This is a genomic window from Streptomyces sp. MGP-P1, assembly GCF_057766565.1.
Genome location: NZ_JBYMEM010000001.1, coordinates 685868 through 709348 on the forward strand (window position 1 = coordinate 685868; position 23481 = coordinate 709348).

Here is a 23481-nt window from a genome sequence, read left to right on the forward strand (position 1 = left end):
CGGCGGGTGACGAGCGGGCGCGGCCGGGTACGCCGTCCGTGGCACGGACCCGTCGCCCCAAGCGCGGGGTGCGACGCAGATCATTGTGCAACTTGTTGCATAAGGACTTGGCGGTGGTCTACAACTGACCCGACGACCCTGTGCGGAGGAGACCTCGTGACCCTGTACCCGAACCTGCTGAGCCCCCTCGACCTCGGGTTCACCACCCTGCCCAACCGGGTGCTCATGGGATCGATGCACATCGGTCTGGAGGAGGCCGAGCGCGGTTTCGAGCGGATGGCCGCGTTCTACGCGGAGCGCGCCCGGGGCGGCGTCGGCCTCATGGTCACCGGTGGCATCGCCCCCAGCGAGCGGGCCTGCTCCTTTCCCGGCGGGGCCAAAATGACGACCGAGGCGGAGGCGGAGCAGCACCGGGAGATCACCTCGGCGGTGCACGCGGCGGGCGGCCGGATCGCGATGCAGATCCTGCACTTCGGGCGGTACGCGCACCACCCCGACCTGGTGGCGCCGAGCGCGCTCAAGGCCCCGATCAGCGGATTCACCCCGAACGCGCTCACCGACGACCAGGTCGAGGAGACCATCGAGGAATTCGTGCGCGCGGCCGGTCTCGCACGCCTCGCGGGTTACGACGGCGTCGAGATCATGGGCTCCGAGGGCTATCTGATCAACGAGTTCATCGTCTCCGCGACCAATCACCGCACCGACCGCTGGGGCGGCAGTTACGAGAACCGCATGCGTCTGCCCATCGAGATCGTGCGGCGGGTCCGCGAACGGGTCGGCGACGACTTCATCCTGATCTACCGGCTCTCCATGCTGGACCTGGTGCCGGGCGGCTCGACGCTGGAGGAGGTCGTGACGCTGGCGAAGGAGATCGAGGCGGCGGGTGCGACGATCATCAACACCGGCATCGGCTGGCACGAGGCGCGGATACCGACCATCGCCACCTCCGTGCCGCGCGGCGCGTTCAGCTGGGTGACCGAGAAGGTGCGCGGCGCGGTCTCCGTACCGCTGGTGACGAGCAACCGCATCAACACCCCCGAGGTCGCCGAGGAGATCCTCGCCTCGGGCCGGGCGGACATGGTCTCCATGGCCCGCCCCTTCCTGGCCGACCCGGAGTTCGTCGCGAAGGCGGCGGCGGGCCGGGCGGACGCCATCAACACCTGCATCGGCTGCAACCAGGCCTGCCTGGACCACATCTTCAACCTCAAGATCACCTCCTGTCTGGTCAATCCGCGCGCCTGCCACGAGACCGAGCTGGTCCTCGCGCCGACCCGGACCCGTAAGCGCGTCGCCGTGGTCGGCGCCGGTCCGGCGGGCCTCGCGTGCTCCGTCACGGCGGCCGAGCGGGGGCACACGGTGACCCTGTTCGACACGGCGGACGAGATCGGCGGGCAGCTGAACGTGGCGCGCCGGGTCCCGGGCAAGGAGGAGTTCGACGAGACGCTGCGGTACTTCCGTACGCGGCTGGCCGAGCTGGCGGTCGACGTACGGCTGGGCGCCCGGGCGGACGCCGGTTCGCTGGACGGCTTCGACGAGATCGTGCTCGCCACCGGCGTCGAGCCGCGTACCCCGGCGATCCCCGGCACGGACCGCCCGAACGTCGTCAGCTATCTCGACGTGCTGCGCGACGGGGCGCCGGTCGGCGCACGGGTCGCGATCGTCGGGGCGGGCGGCATCGGCTTCGACGTCGCGGAGTTCCTGACCGATGGCGGCGACGCGGCGAGCCTGGACGCGGACACGTTCTTCCGGCAGTGGGGCGTCGACACCGCTTACGCGGAGCGCGGCGGGCTGCGGGCCCCCGAGCGTCCCAAGTCGCCGCGCACGGTCCACCTGGTCCAGCGCAGGACCACCAAGGTCGGTGCGGGGCTCGGGAAGACGACGGGGTGGATCCACCGCACCGAACTGCGCCACCGGGGCGTCGAGATGATCGCCGGAGCCTCCTACGACCTCATCGACGACGAGGGCCTCCACCTCACCGTCGACGGTGAGCGCCGGGTGCTGCCGGTCGACACGGTGGTGCTGTGCGCGGGCCAGGAACCGCGCCGCGAGCTGTACGAGGAGCTGCGCGCGGGGGCCGTCCCGGTCCATCTGATCGGCGGCGCGGACGTGGCGGCCGAGCTGGACGCCAAGCGGGCCATCCGCCAGGGCACGGAGCTCGCCGCCGCGCTGTGAGCTCCCTGGACGTCCGGAGGCCGGGGGCGCCCACGAAGGACGGCGCGCTCCCGGTCTCGTCGCGTCCTTAGGATGCACCCCATGTCACTGCCGCACGCGATTCTCACCGCTCTGCTGGAGAAGCCGTCCTCGGGTCTGGAACTGACCCGCAGGTTCGACCGGTCGATCGGCTACTTCTGGTCCTCGACGCACCAGCAGATCTATCGCGAGCTGGGAAAACTGGAGCAGGCCGGGCGGATCAGGGCGCTGCCCGCGCCGGTGCCCGCCCGGGGACAGAAGAAGGAGTACGAGGTCCTGCCCGCGGGCCGCGAGGAACTGGCGTCCTGGGTGGCCCTCCCCGAGGATCCCCGGCCGGTCCGCGACCCGCTCCTGCTGCGGATGCGGGCGGCGGCGGTCGTCGGGGCGGACGGCATGGGCACGGAGCTGCGCCGTCATCTCACCCTGCACCAAAGGCAGTTGACGGAGTACCGGGGGATCGAGGAGCGGAACTTCACCCCCGCGCCGACGACCGACGAGGACCGGCTGCGGTATCTGGTGCTGCGGGGCGGCATCGACCTGGAGACGTTCTGGATCAGCTGGCTGACCCGCGCCATCGCCGACCTGGACGGCTGAGCGATCGGACCGGCAGGAGCGGGCAGCCCGCCGACGGCTTTGGCTCCCCCGACCCCCGACCCCCGACCGCTTCCGCTCCCCGGCCCGTCAGCCGCTCGCGTGCGCGGGGACGGGTTCCGGGACGCCCGCCGGGGGTGGGGGGTCCGCGCGCCGAGGGCTGCCGATGACGACCCTGGAGGGCACCTGGCCCTTCGGGACGGCGGTCTCGGGCGGGGCGGCCGGGTCCGTGTTCCGCGCCTGGGCGCGGCTGAGGAGGATCACCCCGCGCACGGCGGCCGCCGTACCGAGGAGCGCGAGCACCAGGCTGACCGGCCCGCCCTGGAGGCGCTCGCCGAGGAGGGCCAGGCCGATAGCGGCGGCGGCGACCGGGTTGGCGAGGGTGACCACCGCGAGCGGGGCGCCGAGCCCGCCCCGGTACGCGGTCTGGGAGAGCAGCAGGCCGCCCATCGCGAAGGCGGAGACGAGCAGCGCCACCGTCAGCAGCCGCCAGCTGAACAGCGGGCCGCCGGAGTGGTCGGTGACCGCGACCGTGAGGGTCTGGGTGAGCGCGGAGGCGACCCCGGAGGTGATTCCGGAGGCCGCCGCGTGCCGCAGCCCCGGGCGGGCCCCGGGCCGGCCGAGTCCGGCGACGACCGCCATGGTCGCCGCGCCGACGCCCAGCGCCTCGGGAAGGCTGAGGGTCTCGTGCGGCGCGGAGCCGCCCGCGGTCAGGAGCAGCGCGCCGAGGCCGAGCAGGGCCAGGGCCGTGCCCCGCCACTCGACGCGACCGACCCGGCGTCCGGCGGCGCGCGCCCCGAGCGGGACGGCGACGACGAGGGTGAGCGCGCCCAGCGGCTGGACCAGGGTGAGCGGGCCGAAGTTGAGCGCGGCGACGTGCAGCAGCGCGCCCACGGCGTTGAGGCCGACCGCCGACCACCAGGCGCCCCGGCCCAGCAGGCGAAGGACTCCGGTGGACGGGTCGGTGCGGCCGGCGAGCCGGGACTGCGCCACGGCGGCGGCCGCGTAGGCGCCGGCCGAGACCAGGGAGAGCGCGACGGCGAGCAGCGTGGCGTTCATCGCACGGCTCCGGCCCCGGCGGGCGCCTGTGCTCCGGCATCCGCGCCGGTCGCGGGCCCGGCGGACCCGGCGGACGGCGGCGGCGGACCGGTCGACGCGAAGACCCCGGACACGGCGGCGGACCTGGCGGACCCCGCCGGGACGGCCGACGCGAAGACCCCGGACACGGTGACCGGCCCCCCGGGCCCCGCCGGACCGGCCGGCGTGAAGACCCCGGACACGGTGACCGGCCCCGCCGCGACGGCCGACGCGAAGGCGCGGGACCCCGCGCCACTCGCGTACGCCGGCACGGGAGACCCTTCGCCACGGCCCCACAGGGCCGGGTGGAGCAGCCGCGCGGGGGCGGTCCGGGCGGACAGCGGCAGCCGGAAGACGGCAAGGGCGACGGCGAGCATGGCTCCGACGACGATCGCGTCGAGCCAGTAGTGGTTGGCCGTGCCCACGACGACGAGCAGGGTGAGAGCCGGGTGCAGCAGCCACAGGCCGCGCCACCGGGAACGGGTGGCGACGATGAGGCCGACGGCGACCATCAGGGCCCAGCCGACGTGCAGCGAGGGCATCGCGGCGAACTGGTTCGCCATCGTGTCGGTCGCGGGCGTCTGTCCGTACACCGTCGGCCCGTAGACCTGGCCGGTGTCGACGAGTCCGGCGACCGGCAGCATCCGGGGCGGGGCCAGCGGGAACAGCAGGTGCAGGACCAGGGCGGCGGCGGTGAGCGCGGCGAGAACGCGGCGCGACCGGACGTAGTGGCGGGGGCGGCGCCAGTAGAGCCAGACCAGGAAGAGGGCCGTGGCCGGGAAGTGCACGGCGGCGTAGTAGGTGTTCGCCGCGTGGATCAGGGTCTGGCTGTGCAGCAGCAGCCCCTGGACCGCGCCCTCGCCGGGAAGGTGCAGGGCACGTTCGAGGTCCCATACGTTCCCCGCGTTGCGGAACGCCTCCTCGACATGACCGTTGGCGGCCTGACGGCCGAATTTGTAGGCCAGGAAGAGTCCGGCCACGAGAAGGAACTCGCGGACGAGGGGCGGTCGGGCACGTATGTCCGGCTCCTGGTCCGTGGGCTCGGTGCGGGCGTAGGTCACCCGGTGCCCCCTTGGATGCGAAGCGGTGTCAGGACGGCCCGGTCAGATCCACGCCGTATCGATACGCCAGTGTACCGATACGGCGACGTATCGGTACACGCGCGTATCGGTACACTGGCGTATCGAGAACCTCACCGCACCGCCGCAGGAGGTACAGCCCATGCCGTCGCCCGATTCCGCGCAGGAGTCAGCCCTCACGTCCCGCCGGTCGAAGATCACACCGGAGCGGGCGCAGGAGTTCTACGGGGCAGTGTTGGAGCTGCTGCGGGAAAGTGGTTACGAGTCGCTGACGATGGAGGGCGTGGCCTCGCGCACGCGGTGCGGCAAGTCGACGCTGTACCGACAGTGGGGCTCCAAGCCGGAACTGGTCGTGGCCGCACTCCACGGCACCCGGCGGATGCGGCTCCCGAACATCGACACCGGGACGCTGGCCGGGGACCTGCTGGAGGCCGCGCGGACGATCGGCGAGGCCTCGGGCAGCGACACCCCGCTGATGCACGCCCTCGGGCATGCCGCGCTCCAGAGCCCGGAGCTGCTGTGCGCGCTGCGCGAGGCCCTGATCCTGCCGGAGATCGCGGCGATCGACGCGATGGTCCGGCGGGGCCGGGAGCGCGGCGAGATCGCGGCGGACCTCGCGGGGGCCGAGTTCGTCGCGGCCCAGCTGCTCGGCGTGATGCGCGCCCGGCCGCTGCTGGAGGGGCGTTACGCCGACGCGGCTTATCTGACCCGGTTCGTGGAGACGGCGATCCTCCCGGGCCTCGGACTCACGGCGGGAGCGCCGGAGTCCTGACAGACGTGGACCGCCCGCCCCAGCGGATGGGGGGCGGTCCACCCGCGCCGCACCGTGGGGACGGGGGCGGCGCACCGCCCGGCCGGCCGGTGACCTCTTCGGAGGCCACCGGCCGCCCGTGTGTCCGCACCTCTTCGCGGCCTGCCCGATTTCCCGGTCCTATATCCCGGTCCAATTTTTCCGGTCCGTCAGCCCCCTGGGTTCTCTAACAAGCGCTCGGTAGATTGCGGGAGGAGTGCGCGGGACGAGACCGGGCGAGGCTCCGGGACCAGGAACGAAGGGCGGACCATGGAGCAGCCCCACGCGATGCACTTCGCCGGGCGGGCGGTGCTGATCACCGGCGGCACCAGGGGCCTCGGGGCCGCGCTGGCGAGGGCCTCCCTCGCGAGCGGTGCGGACGTCATGGTCTGCGGCCGCGGCACGCCGGCCACCCTGCCGTCGACGGGCGGGGCGTGATGCCTCGTTCCGGGCCGCGGACCTGCGGGACCTCTCGGCGGCCGCGGATCTCGTCGCCGCGACCGCCGGGCGGTTCGGCCGACTGGACGTGCTCGTGAACAACGCCGGCGGCTCCCCGGACGCGGACGCGGCCACCGCATCGCCGCGCTTCGTCGAGAAAGCGGTCGCGCTCAACCTTCTAGCCCCCCTTCCACACGGCCCAGGCGGCGAATCCGGTGATGCGGGAGCAGCCGGACGGCGGGTGCGTGATCAACATCGGCAGCGACTCCGCCCACGCCCCGCCGCCGGGCACCGCCGACTGCTCCGCCGCCAAGGCGGGCCTGCTCGGGCCGACCCGGGCACTGGCCCTCGAATGGGCGCCGCGGGTCCGCGTCAACCACATCACCGCGGGCCTCATCCGCACCGAGAACGCCACCGCGCTGTACGGCGACGACGACGGGGCCACGGCGGCGGAGATCATCCCGATGGGACGACTGGCGGAACCGGACGACGTGGCGCGGGCCTGCCTCTGGCCGGCCTGCAACCTCTCCTCGTACGTCAACGGCGCCGATCTCGCCGTGCACGGGGGCGGCGAGATCCCGGCCAGGCATGCGGCCCGCCGGACCACACCCCCCTTTTCGTCACTTTGACTCTATTCACCCTCACCCTTTATCGTCGTACTGACGAAATCGAGGGGGTCCTCATCATGGCCGATATCACCCGGCGCTTCGGCTGGCGCCACCTGCGCTCCGCGCCCACCGCCCACATCCGCCACCACCACCGCGGCCGGCTCACCCACGACGGCCAGGGGCTCAGCTTCTGGTACCGGTCGCTGTCGGCGGCGCTCTCCGAAGTGCCGGTCGACGACCGGGAGCTGGCCATGGCGTTCCACGCCCGTACGGCCGACTTCCAGGACGTCACCGTGCAGGCCACCGTCACCTACCGGATCAGCGATCCGGCCGAGGCGGCGAACCGGCTCGACTTCTCCGTGGACCCGGACACCGGGAGCTGGCGCGGCGCACCGCTGGAACAGATCGCCACCCTGCTCACCGAGACCGCGCAGCAGCACACGCTGGACGTACTGGCCCGCACCCCGCTCGCGGCGGCCCTGGTCGACGGGGTCGCGTCCGTACGGGAACGGGTCGCCACCGGTCTCACCGCCGAGCCCCGCCTCCCGGCCACCGGCATCGACGTGGTGGCCGTGCGCGTCGTCGCGATCCGCCCCGAGGCCGAGGTCGAGCGCGCTCTGCGCACCCCGGCCCGCGAGCAGATACAGCAGGAGGCGGACCGGGCCACCTACGAACGGCGGGCCGTGGCCGTCGAGCGTGAACGCGCCATCGCCGAGAACGAGCTGGCCAGTCAGATCGAACTGGCCCGCCGCGAGGAGCAGTTGGTCGACCAGCGCGGCACCAACGCCCGCCGCGAGGCCGAGGAGAAGGCCGCGGCCGACGGTGTACGGACGGAGGCGGAGGCGGCCCGCAAGGTGCGCCTGGCCCGCGCGGAGGCCGAGGCGGCGCGCGAGACGGGCGCGGCGCGGGCCGAGGCCCAGGCCGCCTGGCTGCGGGTGCACGGCGAGGCCGATCCGGCCACGCTGCACGCCCTGGCGGCGACCCGGCTCGCGGAGAACCTGCCGCGCGTCGAGAGCATCACCCTCTCCCCCGACGTGCTCACCGGCCTGCTCGCCAAGCTCGGCCGCCCGGAAGGCGGGGCAGGCGCGTGAGCCTGGCACCCCGGGCGGTGCTCGTCCACCGGCGGACGGAGTACGAGGAGCTCCTCGCCCGGCACGGGACGCACGGACAGGCCGCGTTCTTCCTGTCCAGCCGGGGGCGCTCGATCGACGAGGTGGCCCGCCGCCACGAGGACACCCGGCAGGCCCTGCGGGAGGTGGCGGCGGCGGTGCCGCTCACCTGGCGCAGCTCCCGGGTGGAGCGGGCGGACCTGGACCGCTTCCTGTTCGCCCCGGAGGACGTGGTGGTCGTGGTCGGCCAGGACGGGCTGGTCGCCAACACCGCGAAGTACCTGTCCGGGCAGCCGGTGGTGGGCATCGACACCGACCCGGGGCGCAACCCCGGTGTCCTGGTCCGCCACCGCCACGCCGACGCGGCCGCCCTGCTGCGCGCCGCGACCGCCGCCGGAGGGAGTGCCGAGGAACTGACGATGGTCGAGGCCGTCGCCGACGACACGCAGCGCCTCCTCGCCCTGAACGAGATCTACCTCGGGCCGCCCGGCCACCAGACGGCCCGCTACCGTCTGGGGCCCGACGGCGAGAGCGCCCCCGGGGAGGCGCAGGCCTCCTCCGGGGTGCTGGTCGGCACCGGCACGGGAGCCACGGGGTGGCTCCGCTCGCTGTGGCTGGAGCGCGGCGGCACCCTGCCGCTGCCCGCACCGTGCGACGCACGCCTCCTGTGGTTCGTGCGCGAGGCCTGGCCCTCCCCGGCGACCGGGACGTCCAGGGTGGCGGGCGAGCTGGGGCGCGGGCAGCGGCTGCGGCTGACCGTGGAGTCGGACCGGGTCGTGGTCTTCGGGGACGGGATGGAGTCCGACGCCCTGGAGCTGACCTGGGGGCAGAGCGTACGGCTCGGCATCGCGGAGAGGTCGCTGCGCCTGGTGACCTGAGCGCACCCGCCACCACCGCCCCGGCCGCCCGGGCCGTTTCGCTACGGTGGGCCGGACCCGGCACCGAAGAGCGGAGAACCAGCACCATGTCAGCCGACCCTGTCACCGAGCCCGCCCGCAACACCCGCCCGCCCACGGCCCAGGCGGCTCTCGGGGTCGGTGTGATCGTCGAGGACGGCCGGGGACGCGTACTGCTGGGCCGGCACCACAGCGGTACGTGGGAGCTGCCGGGCGGGAAGGTCGACGCGACGCGCGAGTCGATCGCCGCGGCGGCTGCCCGGGAGCTGCGCGAGGAGACGGGCCTGGTGGTCGACGAGGCAGCCGTGGACGTCGTCGCGATGGTCCACGACGTGATCGGCGGGATCAACCGCATCAGCATGGCGGCCGTCGTGCGGCTCGCCTCCGGCGTCCCCGAGGTGACCGAACCCCACCTGATCAGCACCTGGCGGTGGACCTCGCCCGCGGAACTGCCGACTCCCCTGTTCGACCCGTCGGCCCAGATCCTCGCGGCCTGGCGGCCGGAGCTGGGCATCACCCATCCGCCCGCTCATGTGCTGCGCGTCGCCCCGGACGAGAACCGCGCCTGACGCACCGCTCCTCAGCTCCCGCGCCCCTCCCCGCACTCACAGATGCGGCGCAATCGGACCCCCTGTATGAATAAGGGACCATCCGTGCGATAGGGAGTAGGCCCATGGACGATTACCCGCTCCTGGACGTCTTTCTGACCATGCTGTACCTGTTCCTCTGGGTCATGTGGTTCTTCCTGCTGTTCAAGGTCGTCACCGACCTCTTCCGGGACCACTCGCTGAACGGCTGGGCCAAGGCGGGCTGGCTGGTCCTCGTCATCCTGCTGCCGTACCTGGGCGTGCTGATCTACCTGATCGCCCGCGGTCGCAGCATGCACGAGCGCGACGAGAAGCTGGCCAAGGACTCGGAGGCGGCGTTCCGCAACTACGTGCGCGAAGCCGCGACGAGCCAGGGCGGATCCGGCGGCAGCGACCATGTGAAGGATCTGGCGAAACTCGCCGAGCTCAGAGACACGGGCGCGCTCAACCCCGAGGAGTACGAGCGGGCGAAGGCGAAGCTCCTCGCCTGAGGCAGGGCGTGGGAGGAACGGCTGTCCGCGATAGGCGGGGCGGCCTCCGACCGGCTGCTGCTGTTGGTGCTGGCCGGAGTGGCCGCCCTCGGGGCCGCCGTCGTACTCCTGCGCGGCACGTCCCGGCGGCGGGAGACGGAGGAGCGGGAAGTACAGGAGAAGGAGGAGGAGGTGCCGCCCGATACGGAGACGACGACGGTCCCCTGATGGTGACGGGACCAGCGTCACCGGGGGCGGCGACGCCTCTCCCGGTCGGCAGGCGTTCGAACCCTTTCTCCATGATGCTGGAAATTGTCATGTTTCATCCGTAATGACACTTCATGGAAGGTGGGCTGATCGTGCCCAGTGGTCTCCAAGCCGACACAGTCGGGCCGGTGGACGTCGCCGTCATCGCTTTCGAGGGCAACCGCTTCGACGGCCAGGTCGTCCCCGCACTGCGGGAACTGCAGCAGAAGGAGACGGTGCGGATTCTCGATCTGGCTTTCGTCTCCAAGGCGTCGGACAGTTCGGTCACGGTGGTGGAACTCACCGATCCGGGGGTGGCCGAGACGCTGCGGCAGGTCACGGACGCCCAGTTCGACCTGCTCAGCGACGAGGACCTGCGGACCGTGTCCGACTCCCTGGGTAACGGGTCCTCCGCACTCGTCGTGGCCTGGGAGAACACGTGGGCGGCGCGGCTGGCGGCGGCGGTGCGGGGATCCGAGGGCGAGCTGGTGATGCTGGAACGCGTTCCGCGGGACGCCGTCGTCGAAGCGATCGCATCACTCGACGGCGACTGACAGAGAAGAAGGAGACGGCCAGTCATGCCTCAACGATTCGGACGGCCCGGCCTGCTGGGCAGCATCGCCCGTACCGCGGTCATCTCGGGCACCGCCACCGCGGTCTCCAACCGGGTGGACCGTCGTGACCTGCGGCGCCAAGGGGTTGCCCAGGCCCCGCAGACGCCGGCAGCCGCACCCCCTCCCCCGGCGCCGGCGCCGGCGGGTACGGACCGGGTGTCCCAACTGACCCAGCTCGCCGACCTCAAGGCCCAGGGGCTGCTCACCGACGAGGAGTTCGCCACCGAGAAGGCCCGCATCCTGGGGTCCTGAGCGGCCGCCCCGCGCCGGGCGCCAGGTGGTTTCGCGGCCGAACGGGTCAACCCGGACCGTGCTCGGTCCGGGCCGACCCGTTCGGCTGCTCGTCGGTCTCCGGTGATCCGGCCCTCAGGGGGCCTGACCCGCGCGGACTTCTTCCCGGTCCGGTGTCGGGCCGGGAGGCAGGTCGGTTCCGGAGTCCCGCCGTACGGGAGGGGAGACCGGGTGGGCGCCCCGGTCGAAGGCGGCGCCGATGACGACCATGACGGCTCCGGCGACGAGGACGAGCGAGACGCCCCAGGTGGCGTTGGTCGCACTGGCCCCGACCATGGCCAGGGCAGCCATCGGGGCGAGTCCGCCCGAGAGCGCGGCGCCGATCTCCCGCCCCGTGCCGACGCCGCTGACCCGGACGTCCGGCGGGAACTGACGGGAGAGCAGAGAGCCTTGCGGGGCGAACATGGCCGGCGCCAGCAGGCCCGTCGCGATGATCAGGCACAGCCAGATCAGGACCGAGCTGCCCGTGTCGAGCAGGACGAAGAACGGGAAGGCGAAGAGCGCCGAGGCGATACCACCGGCCGCCAGCACCCGGCGGCTGCCGAAGCGGTCGCTGGCCCAGCCGAAGATCGGCACGGTGACGAGGGCCGTGGCACTGGCCAGCGTGATCCCGAACGCACCGACGCTCGCCGAGACGTCCTGGAAGTCCGAGAGGTAGGCCAGCGAGAAGGTCTTGAAGATGTAGCTGAGGGCGTTGTATCCCAACGAGACGGCCAGGACCACGAGAAGGCCGCGCCGCTCCTTGCGCAACAGGGTGACGAACGGCAGCTGCGGGGCGGCGTCACGCTCCTGCTTCTTCTGGCTGTCGTGGAAGTCGCGCGACTCCGGCACACGGCGCCGGACCCACAGGCCGACGCCGGCCAGGGCGAAGCTCGCGACGAACGGGACACGCCAACCCCAGGACAGCAGTACCTCCTCGTCCAGAGTCGTCAGCACCGTGACGGTCAACGACGACATCAGCAGCCCAAGGTTGAGCCCCAGCGCCGGCCAGGCGCCCTGGCGGCCGCGCCGGTTCTCGTCGGCGTGCTCGTAGGCGACGACCGCCGCGCTGCTGTACTCGGCTCCGGCGCCGAGGCCCTGGAAGATGCGCAGGATCACCAGGGCGACCGGGGCCGCGAGTCCGGCGGTCTCGTACGTGGGAAGCAGCCCGATCAGCCCGGTGGAGACGCCCATCAGGACGAAGGTGATGATCAGTACGTTCCGCCGGCCGATGCGGTCCGCGAGGTGTCCGAACAGGATGCCGCCCAGTGGGCGGGCCAGGAATCCGGCCGCGAAGGTCGCGAAGGCGGCCATCGTGCCGGTCGTGCCGTCGGTCTGCGGAAAGAAGATCTTGCCGAAGACCAGGGCGGCCATGGAGGCGTAGAGATAGAAGTCGTACCACTCCAGCGCGGAGCCCACGATGGTGGCGGTGGCCACGCGGCGGCGGGCGGTGGCGGGGGATGGTCCGGGGTCCTGCGTGTCTGTGTGCGGGGCGTTCGCCATGGGCTGTCCTCGATCACCGTTGAAGGAGAGGGGGATGGGGGAAGAGGGAAACGAAAGGGAGAGGAATGCGGAGGAAGTGAGGCGGAGGAAGTGAGGCAGAGGGCGCGGGGCGGGGACGGTCAGACCGCGGCGGACTCTTCCCGTACGGTCCGCGCGGACTCCTCGTGGCCGAGTTGCTCGAAGACGTCGGCCGCGATCCGGCCGCCGATGGGGAGACTCGATGTGGCCGCGGGCGACGGCGCGTTGAGCACATGGACGGCGCGGGGGGTGCGGCTGATGACGAAGTCGTCGACCAGTCGCCCGTCTGCCGTGACCGCTTGCGCCCGTACGCCGCTTCCGTGGCGCCGCATGTCCCTGCTCTCGATCTCCGGGAGGAGGCGGCGGACGTCGCGGACGAACAGCGGCCAGATCAGCGACCGGCTGATCTCGGTGACCCCGTGTCGCCAGAAGTGTCGCGCGAGACCGCGCAGGGCGGGGTCCCGCAGCAGCTCGCCCACCATGCGGGGGTCGACGTCGCGCCAGCGGTAGCCCTCGCGGGCCAGCGCGGGCACGGCGTTGGGCCCCACATGGACCGAACCGTCGAGCATGGGCGTGATGTGCACGCCGAGAAAGGGCAGCTCGGGGTCGGGCACGGGGTACACCGGATTGTTGACCAGCCCCCGCCGACCGGGCCTGATCTCGGCGTACTCGCCGCGGAAGGGCATGATCCGTACCGTCGGGCGGTCACCGACTGCGATGGCTACCTTGTCGCTGTGCAGACCCGCACAGTTGACCAGGACGCGGGCCCGGAGTTCCTCGTCGGGCGTGCGGATCACGGTACGGCCCTCGGCCTCGGCGAAGGAGAGGGCGGGTGACCGCGTGCGCAGGTCGGCGCCGAGTCCGGTCAGCTCGGCCGCCAGCGCGCGGCAGACCTGGCCGAAGTCGGTCATGGCGGTGTCGGCCACCGACAGTGCGGCCACCCCGGTGACATGCGGTTCCCGCTCTGCGAACTCGGCGCGGCTCAGCCGCTGTACGGTGACGCCGTTCGCCCGGCCGCGCTCCGCGAGTGCCTCCAGGCCGGGGAGTTGGGCCGTGGACGTGGCCACCACGAGCTTTCCGGGGCGCTTGACGGGCACCTCGTGCTGCTCGCAGTACCGGATCATCTCCTCGCCCCCGGCCCGGGCCAGCCGGGCCTTGAGGGAGCCGGGCGCGTAGTACAGGCCGCTGTGGATGACGTTGCTGTTGTGCCCGGACTGGTGGGCGCCCCAGTGCGCCTCCTTCTCCAGGACCGTGACGGACAGACCGGGCCGGGCACGCAGCAGCGCCCGGGCCGTGGCGAGTCCGAGCAGTCCTCCCCCGATGACGGCGACATCTATGGCACGTGACATCCGACTGGCCTTTCTGGTGACCCTGATGGCTCTGGTGGCTCTGGTGGCTCTCTGGCAACGTGAACCAGACATCGCAGCGGCTGTATACATTCGCTGCGAGAGAGGCGAATGTATACAGCCGCTGCGACAGTGCACAAGAGATAGGGTGAGACGGTGACCCGACCAGTCCGGACCCCCAGCAGTACGAGGAACGGCGCCGCCGTCATCGCAGAACGGCTACGTACGTCCATCCGCGACGGCGAACTGCTCCCAGGCACCCGTCTGGTGCAGGAGAAGCTCGCGACCGAGCTGAAGGTGAGCCGCATTCCGCTGCGCGAGGCCCTGCACACGCTGGCCGCCGAAGGCCTGATCGAGGTTCAGCCGCAGCGCGGCATGCTCGTGGCGGAGCTCAGCCACGGCGAGATCGCCGAACTCTTCGAACTGCGTCTGCAGATGGAACCGCCCCTGGCCGAAGAGATCGTGCGCGGCTGCCGCGACCGGGACATCGACGAACTCCAGGAGATCGTCGACGAGATGTGCCGCCGGGGTGCGGACGCCGCCGGCCGGGCCTCCCTCAACTACGAATTCCACCAGCGCGTCTACGCCCTGTCCGAACGTCGGCTCACGCTGCGCTTCGTCGACCAACTGCTGCACCTCGTCGAGCCGTACAGTCGACGCTGGGTGCGCTCGGGACACGACCTGGAGCGCATCGACGACGAGCACCAGCGCATGGTCGACGCGCTGCGCGACCGTGACGCGTCGGCACTGCGCCGCGTGATCGTCGCGCATGTCGAAGGCGCTCGCGATCACGTCATGGCCGCCCAGCAAGGAGAGTGACCCTCGGCCCCGTACCCATGAGCCGCGCCGCGCATCCGTCGGCACGAGCGGATGCAGGCCGTCCGGGGAACCGCCGCGGGCACCCGGGCGATGCCCGCGGGAGAGGGGCCGCACAGGGATGAGCCTCGGCCGACGGGCCCTTCCCACCGGCTCACCGCGTCGACGGCCGGCGGGTATCGCCGTGGATGACGGCGTGTGGCCACTGTGTGATAATCGCGAGCGATCATTCATGCAACGCGCGGACAGGGTCCGGGGCCGTCCTGCGGGCGCACCCCCCACCGGGCCCTGCTTCCCCAGGGAGAGGACCGGCCCGATGGTGAACGAACAGGGGCCGGAGCCTACCGAGACCCCCTCGTCGTCCGATGAGCCGACGGTCGGCACGACCGGAAAGCGGACGCCGCCCGCGAGCACGGTGCAGATCGTGGACCACGCCCTGCTGGTGCTCAAGACGATCGCCGAGGCCGACCGGCCGCGCGGGCTGCGTGAGCTGAGCCGGGACCTGGAGATCAGCAAGAGCTCCACCCAGCGGATCCTCGCCTCGCTGGAGCGCGTCGGGCTCGCCGTCGTCGACGAGAACTCCCGCAAGTACGTGATCGGGCCGGCCGCGCTCACCCTCGCCTGGCGACACGCCGCCAACAGCGACCTGGTGAGCGCCGCCTCCGAGGCGACGACCCGCATCGCCGCGGCGACGGGAGAGACCGCGTGCGTCTCCGCCGTGGTGGACGGGCGCCGGGTGACGGTGTACGAGGTGGAGAGTTCCCAGCCGCTCCGGCTGATCACGGGGGTCGGCAGGCCCTACTCCCTCTTCTCCGGCGCGACGGGTCGCGTACTGCTGTCGATGCTGCCCGAGGAGCACCTGAAGCACCTGGTGGGCGAGCATGTCGCCGCGACGGACGCGACGGACGCGACGGAGATCGTCGACCGGGTCACCGCCGCCCGCGACCGGGGTTACGCCTTCAGCCGCGGCGAGTGGATCATGGGAGGGTGCGGGGTGGCCGTGCCCATCGCGACCCAGGGCACCGTCACGGCGGCACTGAGCATCTACGGCCCCGAGGCGCGGCTCGCGGACCAGCGGATGGCCGACCTGGTCCCGCTCCTCCAGTCGGCCGCGGCCCAGATCGCCATCCGCTGGCGCCAGCCCGCCTGATCCGCACCTGATCCTCCGCACACTCCGATGCGTTTCCGCGGCAAGCCGGGCGGGTGGCGACCTCCCGTCGGCAGGACCGTGTGACAGCCGGATCCTGAGCCGAACCGGCGCGCCGAACGTCGGACGCGCCCGGCCGAGGGCGGCCCCGATCCAGGCGCCGCCGCGCCCAGCCGCTCCCCCCGCGAACTGCCCGCCGGGCTGACGGCTGACGGCTGACGGGAATCGTCCGACGCAGGCCCTCGCCGGCCCTCGCAGGCCCCCGCGTGTCCTCGCAGGTCCTCGCAGACCCGGGCAACCCCGCGCACACCCCTGCGCAGGCCTGCGCCGCACCGCGCTGCCGCCGCATGTCCGGCGGCACTTCTTCGAGCCAAAAACCTACCCATTGACCTGACTAAAACGTGTAGGTACATTGTCCCAAACAATCTGGTCCACTGTCCCAGATCGTTCGACAACACCGCCGACCTCGGCTGATCGCCAGGAAGACGGGACCTTTGCCGCTGTACGGGCGACGTTCGCGCAGCAAGAATTCATGCACCCTTTCGAGCCACTGCGAGCTCGCCCCAAGCCTCACCCTTTCCGTATCTACAGCTCATCTCAGGAGAAATGCCTTATGATGCTCGGCTGGCGTGCACGAATCGGACAGATCCGCCCGGCGACCGCGATCGAAGGTGCGGAGGAGTGGCGCTCGGTCGCGCCCACCGGAGTGGCCTTCGCCGACGCCCGGACCATCGTTCCCCGCGTCGACGCCGAGGGCCTGCGCGAGATGATGAGCCAGGTACTCGAAGCCTCCCGGCAACTCGCCACCGCGAAGGTGGACCTGATCGTGCAGTGCGGCGCGCCCGGCACCTTCATCCCGGGCCCCGGCACCGACGAGAAGGTCACGGACGAGATCAAGGCCGAGACCGGGATCCCGGCGATCACCATGATGCAGGCGACCGTCGACGCCCTGCGCGCCGTCGGCGCCACCTCCGTCGCCGTCGGCAGCATCTACACCGACGAGGTCAACGAGGCGCTGCGCGCGTACCTCACCGCCGTCGGCTTCGAGGTGCCCGTGATGGAGGGGCTCCAGATGACCGACCCCTACGAGGCCAGCGTCCACGACGCGGACAGCGCCTACCGGCTCGGTCGCAGGCTGCACAAGGCCGCCCCCGACGCCGACGCGCTGCTGATCTCCTGCGGCACCTACCGGACCTTCGAGATCCTGCCCTACCTCGAAATGGACACCGGACGCCCGGTGGTGACGAGCAATCAGGCGTCTCTCTGGAGCGCCCTGCGCACCCTGGGCCTCCGCGACGAGATCCCCGAGCTCGGCCGCCTCGGCCGCGAGGTCTGACACCGGACCGACCGCACCACCGCACGGCGATGGCACCGCCCACCGCACCCCCACCGCACCCCACCGTCCACACCGAGTCGTACGGCCGGGCCGTCATCTCGCCCGGGCCACGTGGCTCACCTGCGAAGAGGAAAGCACGTGCTGGTAGACGCATTGCAGTTCGTCAAGCCCGCCCGCGAGCGTTTCGAGGAGTGGCACGCCGCCGGAATAGCCGGCGTCCACGCCACCGTCGCCATCTGGGAGGACTCCACCGAAACCATGCGTGAGGTCGGCCGCTGGCAGCGGCTGCTCGCGGAGAACCCCGACCTCCTCACGGAGGGCCGTAGCGCCGACGACGTCCGCGCGGCCGGGAACGACGGCCGTACCGCCGTCATCCTCGGATTCCAGAACAGCAGCCCCTTCGAGGACGACCTCGACCTGGTCGGAGCCTTCCACCAGGCCGGCGTACGGATCTGCCAACTCACCTACAACACCCAGAACTCCGCCGGCGCGGGCTGCTGGGAGAGCGACGACGCAGGCCTCTCCCGCACCTACGGAGTCAACCTGATCCGGGAGATGAACCGGGTGGGCATGCTCATCGATGTCTCCCACTGCAACGAGCGCACCTCCCTGGAAGCCCTGGAGGCGTCCGAACGCCCCGTGGCGATCACGCACGCCAACCCCCGGGCTTTCGTGGGCGAGAACGTCGAGCTGGCCTTCCGTAACAAATCCGACACGGTCCTCAAGAAGGCGGCCGAGTCCGGCGGCGTCGTGGGCCTGAGCATGTACCCGCGGATCGCTCCCAGCGGTGTCGGCTGCACCATCGACGAATTCTGCGACATGGTCGCCTACACCGTCGACCTCGTCGGCGTCGACCACGTCGGACTCGGCTCCGACTACTACGCCGGCCAGGGCGACGAAGAACTCCACTGGTGGCGGCAGGGGCGCTGGAGCCGTAAGCCCATGGTCCCCATCTCCGGACCGGTCGAGTTCCCCGAATGGTTCGCCGCGGGCCGTGGTTACGCCACCGTCCTGGAGCACCTGCGCAAGCGCGGGTTCAGCGAGAGCGAGGTCGAGCGGATCGCCGGCGGCAACTGGCTGCGCATGTTCGACGCCGGCTTCGTGGCCGACCCCCGGAACTGACGGCCGCCGAGAAGACGGCGTGGACACGGAGAGGAGCGGTGGGCATGAACCGGTTTGACGTCGTGGTCGTCGGGGGCGGTCACAACGGGCTGGTGACAGCCGCCTATCTGGGCCGGGCGGGACTGCGCGTCGCCGTGGTCGAATCCCGGCAGCGCCTGGGCGGGCCCTGCGGAGCATACGAGTTCCTGCCCGGTCGCAGGCTGGCCTTCACCAACTCGCCCGGGTCGCTGAACCCGGCGGTCGTCCATGAACTCCGGCTCGCCGACCACGGTCTCCGGTTCGTCCGGGCCGACCCGACCGTGGTCCAGCAGTTCGACGGCCGGTGCTTCCTGGGCTGGCGCGACCCCGCCCGCGTCGACCGGCAGCTCGACGCCTTCGCGCCGGGCGAGGCCGACCGCTACCGGGAGCTGATCAGCGGTCTGGAGCGGCTCGGCGCGAGCCTGCGGGTCTCCCTCGACGATCCCCCGCCCGCGCTCTCCGCTCTTCGGGAGCGGCTGACCGACCCGGAGGAGCTCAAGCTCTTCACCGCCGTCTTCGAGGGCAGCCTCACCGGGCTGCTCGACGAGCGTCTCGTGTCGGACCAGGCCAAGGCGCTGCTCGCCCTGTTGGCGCTGAACGCCCAGCTCGTACCGCCCTCGACGCCCGGCAGCGCCGTCGGACTGATGATGCGCCCGTTCGCCCTGGCCGCGGCGGGCGCACCCCACGCCGGCGACGCGGCCGAGCGGGTCGCGCTCCGCGGCTCCACCGGTCTCCCGGTCGGGTCGATGAGCGCGATCGTGGACGCGCTGGAGGGCTGCTGCCGCGCCCACGGCGTCACCCTGCGGACCGGTTCCCCGGTGGTGCGGATCCTGCACGGCCCCGCCGGGGTCCGGGGCGTGGTCACCGCGTCCGGCGAGGAGTTCACCGCCGCCCGGGTGGTGTCGGCGGTCAACCCCGTCCACCTCTTCCGCGATCTGCTGGACGACGCGGCGATGGGGCCCGAGATCCGGGCGGAGGTCACGGGCACCGCGATGCGCGGATCGGCTTTCAAGATCGTCCTGGAGGTGGACTCGCTGCCCGCCTACGCGGGACTCCCCGAGGACGCGGATCCCGAGCGGGTGCGGGCCTGCCAGTTCCGGGTGGGCTCCTCGCTCGGACAGATCGAGGAGTCGATCTCCCGGGCGCTGCGGGGCCACACCAGCGACCAGCCCCTCATGTGGGGGCTGATACCGACCCTCACCTCCCCCGGTCTCACCCCGGGGGGCACCCATCTCATCAGCGTCAACGCCTGGCACGCCCCCTACCGCCCGCACGACGGGCCCTGGGACGCCGAGCGCACCGAGCGCTTCGGCCGACGGTGCGTCGAGGAACTCTCCCGGCTGATGCCGGGACTCGCCGACCGCGTCGTCGATCACCGGTTCATGAATCCGGTCGAGATCGAGAGCGAACTGGGGTTGCTGGAAAGCAACATCACCCACGGGGACATGCTGCCGGGAAATCTCTTCGGGGCCCGCCCGCACCCCGAGGTCGCCGGCTACCGCACCCCGCTCCAGGGCTTCTACGTCAGTGGCGCCGGGACCTGGCCCGGCGGCTACATCACCGGAACACCCGGCAGGAACACGGCCGAAGCGGTGCTCCACGACCTTCACCACGAGCAAAGGCGACAAGCATGAGGCTTTCGCGCCGCGATGGGCCGCAGCGCCCACGCACAGGAACACTCCGCCGGACGGCGGGCTGTCTGGCCGTCGTGGGCGTCCTGCTCACCGGCTGCAGCGCCCATCCCTCCTTCGGCCGCGACGAGCAGACCCTGGTCATCGGCGCCGAGGGAGAGATCCCCACCCTGGATCCGCACCGCGCATCGGGCACCCCGGTGCTCCGGGTCATCGACGCCCTCTTCGATCCGCTGATCCGCGAGGACCTGGGCACCGAGACGGCCCAGGCTCCCGAACTCCGGCCCGCGCTCGCCGAATCCTGGCAGGCGTCACCGGACGCGCGGACCTACACCCTCAAGCTCCGTGAGGGGGTCGCATTCGCCGACGGCTCGCCCTTCGACGCCGCCGCCGTGAAAGCCAACTTCGACCGGATCATGGACGAGAGCTCCGCCTTCCACGACCCGACGGCGGCCGGGAACATGAAGTTCCTGACCCGTTGGATCAAGAAGGTCGACGTCCGCGACCCGCAGACGGTCGTCCTCGGACTCACCGAGCCGTACGCCGGGCTCCCCCGGGTGCTCACCGACCGCCGGATGTCGATCATCAGCCCCGAGGCGCTCCGCGCCCACCGGCCCGACGACATCGGCCTGCATCCCGTCGGCACCGGCCCCTTCACCCAGCAGTCCTCCGACCGCGGCAAGCGCATCACGCTGAAGCGGAACGCGGCCTACTGGGGCGGATCCCCCAGGACGCCCTCCATCATCGTGGAGTCCGTCACCGACCCCACGACGCTCGCCATCGCCGCGCAGACCGGTGAGGTGGACGCGATCCTCAGTGCCGGGGCCCAGCAGGTCCAGCAGCTCGCCGACGGCGGCACCATGACCGTGCAGTACCCCGAGCCCGCCAACCAGTACTTCATCCGCCTCAACACCCGGATCGCCCCCACCGACAACGCCGTCTTCCGGCGGGCGCTCAACCACGCCGTCGACCGCCGGGCGATCGCCACCCTCACCGGCCGGCAGGTCGCCCCGTCCACCGGGCCGTTGCCCCGGGGCAACGAGGCGTACCGGGAGAGCCCCGGGGCCGCCGCGGACTCCTACGACCCCGACGAGGCCCGCCGGCTCATCCGTGAGAGCGGCGTGCCCACCCCCGTACGGCTGCGGATGCTCGCACCCGACAGCGGCCCCGGCTTCTCCCAGGCCACCGAGATCATGTCGCTCATCCAACAGGACCTCAAAGCGGTCGGCGTCCGCCTGGACACCCAGTACATGGAGTTCGCCTCGCTCGTCGCCGAGGAGGGCAACGGCTACAACGACACGACCCACGGCTCGTTCAACGGATGGACCACCGGTGCCGACGCGGCCGACTTCCTGGAGCGGATGTTCAGCGGGGAGCTGCATCCCCCCGACGGTGTCAACCGCGGCTGGTACCGCGACCGGGACGTCGACGCCCTCTTCGACCGTGCCAGGGGCGAACCCGACCCGGACCGCCGCACGGCGCTCTACCGGGAAGCCGCCGACGGCATCGCGGCCGACGCGCCCTGGGTGTTCCTCTACCAGGACCGGCTGCCCCGCCTGCTGAGCCGGAAGGTCGACGGAGTCGTGCCCGCCGCGTCCGTCTACATCGACTACACCACCATCCGCCGCCGGTGAGGAGACCACAGCCATGAAGGCCACTGCGGCACCGCCCCGCCCCGCCGACGTGCGGGCCGCGCCCCCTCGACGGCGCACCCGCCTCCGCGCTCTGCTCGGCTCGGGCAACGCCACCGCCCTCATCGGCGGCACCATCGTCGCCGCCACGATCCTCGTCGCGCTCCTCGCGCCCCTGATCGCCCCGGACGACCCGCTCGCCACCAACCCCTCGTCCATCGGGCTCGGCCCCTTCAGCGGCGGCCACCTCCTCGGCACCGACGAGGTCGGCCGCGACATCCTCAGCCGGCTGATGTACGGCACCCGGCTCGCCCTGCTGGTCGCCGTGGTTCCGACCCTGGTCGCGCTCGCCATCGGCGGCTGTCTCGGACTGCTCTCCGGCTATGTCGGCGGCCGGCTCGACAGCACCCTGATGCGCGTCTTCGACGTGATGTTCTCCTTCCCCGGGATCCTGCTCGCCCTCGGCATCGGGGTCGCCCTCGGCCCCGGCATCACCTCGATGGTCATCGCCATGGTGGTGGTCACCGTCCCCGAGTTCGGCCGGATCGTCCGCGGCAACGTCATCGCCCTGCGCCAGGAGAGTTACGTGGAGGCCGCCGGCGCCCTCGGCTACAGCCATCTGCGCATCGCCTTCCGCCACATCACCCCGAACCTGCTCGGCGGTGTGGTCGTCTTCGCCACCCTCCAGACCGGCCGCAACGTCATCCTCAGCTCCAGCCTCGCCTTCCTCGGGCTGGGCGCGCAGCCGCCCACCCCCGACTGGGGCCAGATGCTCAGCGGCGGGCGCGCCCTGCTGGTGACCGCGCCGCACGTCGCCACCATCCCCGGCCTCGCGATCGTCGTACTCGCCGTCGGGTTCAACCTGCTCGGCGACGGCATCCGCGACCGTCTCGACCCGCGCAACCGCAGGTCCCGGGCCATGCGCGGCGGCGGACGCACCCTGCGGACCCGGTGGAGCCGGTCATGAACAGTCCTGGAGATTCGCCATGCTGACCTTCACGCTGCGCCGCGCGCTGCACATGCTCCCGGTCATCCTCGGGGTGACCATCGCCACCTTCGGCCTCGGCCAGATCATCCCCGGCGACCAGGCGAGCGCCCTGCTCGGCCCCACCGCCTCCGAGGCGGACCGCCAGGCGCTCCGCGAGGACCTCGGCCTGGACCAACCGGCCGTCTCCCGCTACTTCACCTACCTCGGCAGCCTGTTCAACGGCGATCTGGGCCGCTCGCTCTCCTTCGGCCGGCCGGTCTCCGAAGTCCTCTCCGACCGGCTGCTCAACACCCTGCTGCTGTCGGGCACCGCGATCGTCCTCGCGGCGGTCGTGGGCGTCGCCATCGGCACCTGGGCCGCGCAGAAGCCCGGCTCGCCCCGGGACCGGAGCCTCACCGTCGGCGTGCTGTTCTTCAACTCCGTACCGTCGTTCTGGTTCGGGCTGGTGCTCATCATCGTCTTCTCGCTCCAGCTGAGGATGGTTCCCGCCACCGGGATGACCTCCATCGGCGGCGGCGGAGCCCTCGACGTGGCGGCCCACATGGTGCTGCCGGTGATCACCCTCGCCGCGTGGTCGCTGGCGGTCATCGCCCGGATGACCCGCTCCTCGGTGCTGGAGGTCATCGGCAACGACTACGTCCGCACCGCCCGCTCACGCGGTGTCGGTGAGTTCCGGGTGATCGTGCGCCATGTGCTCCCCAACGCCATGCCGTCCGTCATCACGGTGATCGGTCTTCAGGCGGGCTTCCTGCTCAGCGGCGCGGTGCTCACCGAGACGGTGTTCTCCTGGCCGGGCATCGGCCTCGCCCTCCACCAGGCCATCTCCGCCCGGGACATCCCCCTCGTACAGGGCGGGATCCTCGTGATCGCCATCGCGTTCGTACTGATCAACTTCCTGGTCGACGTGCTCCAGGCGTACTTCAACCCGAAGATCAAACTGGCTTAGAGGGAGACGTCACC

General features: G+C 71.8%; 22 protein-coding genes and 1 pseudogene. 19 read left to right on the top strand and 4 right to left on the bottom strand.

Annotated features, from left to right (window positions below; all coding sequences use genetic code 11):
- Positions 1-156 precede the first annotated feature (156 nt).
- Together AC3CH1_RS03150 and AC3CH1_RS03155 are read left to right on the top strand one after the other, a co-directional pair.
- Positions 157-2172, top strand: coding sequence for an oxidoreductase (locus AC3CH1_RS03150; RefSeq protein WP_488461442.1), 2016 nt, complete (start codon positions 157-159; stop codon positions 2170-2172).
- A gap of 81 nt (positions 2173-2253) precedes the next feature.
- Positions 2254-2784, top strand: coding sequence for a PadR family transcriptional regulator (locus AC3CH1_RS03155; protein WP_488461443.1), 531 nt, complete (start codon positions 2254-2256; stop codon positions 2782-2784).
- Between the two features lie 87 nt (positions 2785-2871).
- Here the strand turns inward: AC3CH1_RS03155 and AC3CH1_RS03160 are convergent, their stop codons facing one another.
- Together AC3CH1_RS03160 and AC3CH1_RS03165 are read right to left on the bottom strand one after the other, a co-directional pair.
- Positions 2872-3840 carry a DMT family transporter gene (locus AC3CH1_RS03160; RefSeq protein ID WP_488461444.1) on the bottom strand — a complete coding sequence of 323 codons (969 nt, stop codon included), beginning with the start codon at positions 3838-3840 and terminating at the stop codon, positions 2872-2874.
- Positions 3837-4919: a phosphatase PAP2 family protein gene (locus tag AC3CH1_RS03165; RefSeq protein WP_488461445.1), complete on the bottom strand. Its 1083-nt coding sequence runs from the start codon at positions 4917-4919 to the stop codon at positions 3837-3839. Before AC3CH1_RS03165 ends, AC3CH1_RS03160 begins: the two co-directional genes overlap by 4 nt.
- Positions 4920-5079: 160 nt before the next feature.
- On the opposite strand from AC3CH1_RS03165, the gene AC3CH1_RS03170 reads away from it, so the two are divergent.
- From AC3CH1_RS03170 to AC3CH1_RS03210, 9 genes and pseudogenes are all read left to right on the top strand, one after another.
- On the top strand, positions 5080-5709 hold the full coding sequence (locus AC3CH1_RS03170; RefSeq protein ID WP_488461446.1) for a TetR/AcrR family transcriptional regulator: 630 nt from the start codon (positions 5080-5082) through the stop codon (positions 5707-5709).
- 288 nt (positions 5710-5997) lie between these two features.
- Positions 5998-6794, top strand: a pseudogene (locus tag AC3CH1_RS03175) (SDR family oxidoreductase).
- A gap of 56 nt (positions 6795-6850) precedes the next feature.
- Complete coding sequence (locus tag AC3CH1_RS03180) at positions 6851-7864, top strand: SPFH domain-containing protein (RefSeq protein ID WP_488461447.1); 1014 nt, start codon at positions 6851-6853, stop codon at positions 7862-7864.
- Positions 7861-8760 (top strand): hypothetical protein, encoded by a 900-nt coding sequence (locus tag AC3CH1_RS03185; RefSeq protein ID WP_488461448.1) that lies wholly within the window; start codon positions 7861-7863, stop codon positions 8758-8760. The genes AC3CH1_RS03180 and AC3CH1_RS03185 overlap by 4 nt, the downstream gene beginning before the upstream one ends.
- Positions 8761-8846: 86 nt before the next feature.
- Positions 8847-9347, top strand: coding sequence for a nucleotide triphosphate diphosphatase NUDT15 (locus tag AC3CH1_RS03190; RefSeq protein ID WP_488461449.1), 501 nt, complete (start codon positions 8847-8849; stop codon positions 9345-9347).
- Between the two features lie 104 nt (positions 9348-9451).
- Complete coding sequence (locus tag AC3CH1_RS03195; RefSeq protein ID WP_488461450.1) at positions 9452-9856, top strand: SHOCT domain-containing protein; 405 nt, start codon at positions 9452-9454, stop codon at positions 9854-9856.
- 66 nt (positions 9857-9922) lie between these two features.
- Positions 9923-10063, top strand: coding sequence for a hypothetical protein (locus AC3CH1_RS03200; RefSeq protein ID WP_488461451.1), 141 nt, complete (start codon positions 9923-9925; stop codon positions 10061-10063).
- A 131-nt stretch (positions 10064-10194) separates the two neighbouring features.
- A complete protein-coding gene (locus tag AC3CH1_RS03205) occupies positions 10195-10635 on the top strand; it encodes a DUF6325 family protein (protein ID WP_488461452.1) in 441 nt (146 codons plus the stop codon).
- Positions 10636-10659: 24 nt separating this feature from the next.
- A complete protein-coding gene (locus AC3CH1_RS03210) occupies positions 10660-10947 on the top strand; it encodes an SHOCT domain-containing protein (RefSeq protein WP_488461453.1) in 288 nt (95 codons plus the stop codon).
- A 114-nt stretch (positions 10948-11061) separates the two neighbouring features.
- On the opposite strand, the gene AC3CH1_RS03215 is transcribed toward AC3CH1_RS03210, so the two are convergent.
- Complete coding sequence (locus AC3CH1_RS03215) at positions 11062-12468, bottom strand: MFS transporter (RefSeq protein ID WP_488461454.1); 1407 nt, start codon at positions 12466-12468, stop codon at positions 11062-11064.
- 119 nt (positions 12469-12587) lie between these two features.
- The gene (gene lhgO, locus AC3CH1_RS03220) at positions 12588-13835 is read right to left on the bottom strand and encodes an L-2-hydroxyglutarate oxidase (RefSeq protein WP_488461455.1); all 1248 of its coding nucleotides are present in this window, start codon (positions 13833-13835) and stop codon (positions 12588-12590) included.
- A gap of 153 nt (positions 13836-13988) precedes the next feature.
- On the opposite strand from lhgO, the gene AC3CH1_RS03225 reads away from it, so the two are divergent.
- From AC3CH1_RS03225 to AC3CH1_RS03260, 8 genes are all read left to right on the top strand, one after another.
- Positions 13989-14651 carry a GntR family transcriptional regulator gene (locus tag AC3CH1_RS03225; protein ID WP_488461456.1) on the top strand — a complete coding sequence of 221 codons (663 nt, stop codon included), beginning with the start codon at positions 13989-13991 and terminating at the stop codon, positions 14649-14651.
- Between the two features lie 313 nt (positions 14652-14964).
- On the top strand, positions 14965-15798 hold the full coding sequence (locus AC3CH1_RS03230) for an IclR family transcriptional regulator (protein WP_488461457.1): 834 nt from the start codon (positions 14965-14967) through the stop codon (positions 15796-15798).
- A 610-nt stretch (positions 15799-16408) separates the two neighbouring features.
- A complete protein-coding gene (locus tag AC3CH1_RS03235; protein WP_018955545.1) occupies positions 16409-17131 on the top strand; it encodes a maleate cis-trans isomerase family protein in 723 nt (240 codons plus the stop codon).
- A gap of 138 nt (positions 17132-17269) precedes the next feature.
- Positions 17270-18253 (top strand): dipeptidase, encoded by a 984-nt coding sequence (locus AC3CH1_RS03240; protein ID WP_488461458.1) that lies wholly within the window; start codon positions 17270-17272, stop codon positions 18251-18253.
- A 44-nt stretch (positions 18254-18297) separates the two neighbouring features.
- The gene (locus AC3CH1_RS03245; protein ID WP_488461459.1) at positions 18298-19905 is read left to right on the top strand and encodes a phytoene desaturase family protein; all 1608 of its coding nucleotides are present in this window, start codon (positions 18298-18300) and stop codon (positions 19903-19905) included.
- Entirely contained in the window at positions 19902-21536 is a 1635-nt protein-coding gene (locus AC3CH1_RS03250; protein WP_488461460.1) for an ABC transporter substrate-binding protein, read from the top strand. Before AC3CH1_RS03245 ends, AC3CH1_RS03250 begins: the two co-directional genes overlap by 4 nt.
- Before the next feature lie 13 nt (positions 21537-21549).
- On the top strand, positions 21550-22500 hold the full coding sequence (locus AC3CH1_RS03255) for an ABC transporter permease (RefSeq protein WP_488461461.1): 951 nt from the start codon (positions 21550-21552) through the stop codon (positions 22498-22500).
- A 19-nt stretch (positions 22501-22519) separates the two neighbouring features.
- Positions 22520-23467 (top strand): ABC transporter permease, encoded by a 948-nt coding sequence (locus AC3CH1_RS03260; protein ID WP_488461462.1) that lies wholly within the window; start codon positions 22520-22522, stop codon positions 23465-23467.
- The last annotated feature ends 14 nt before the right edge of the window (positions 23468-23481 follow it).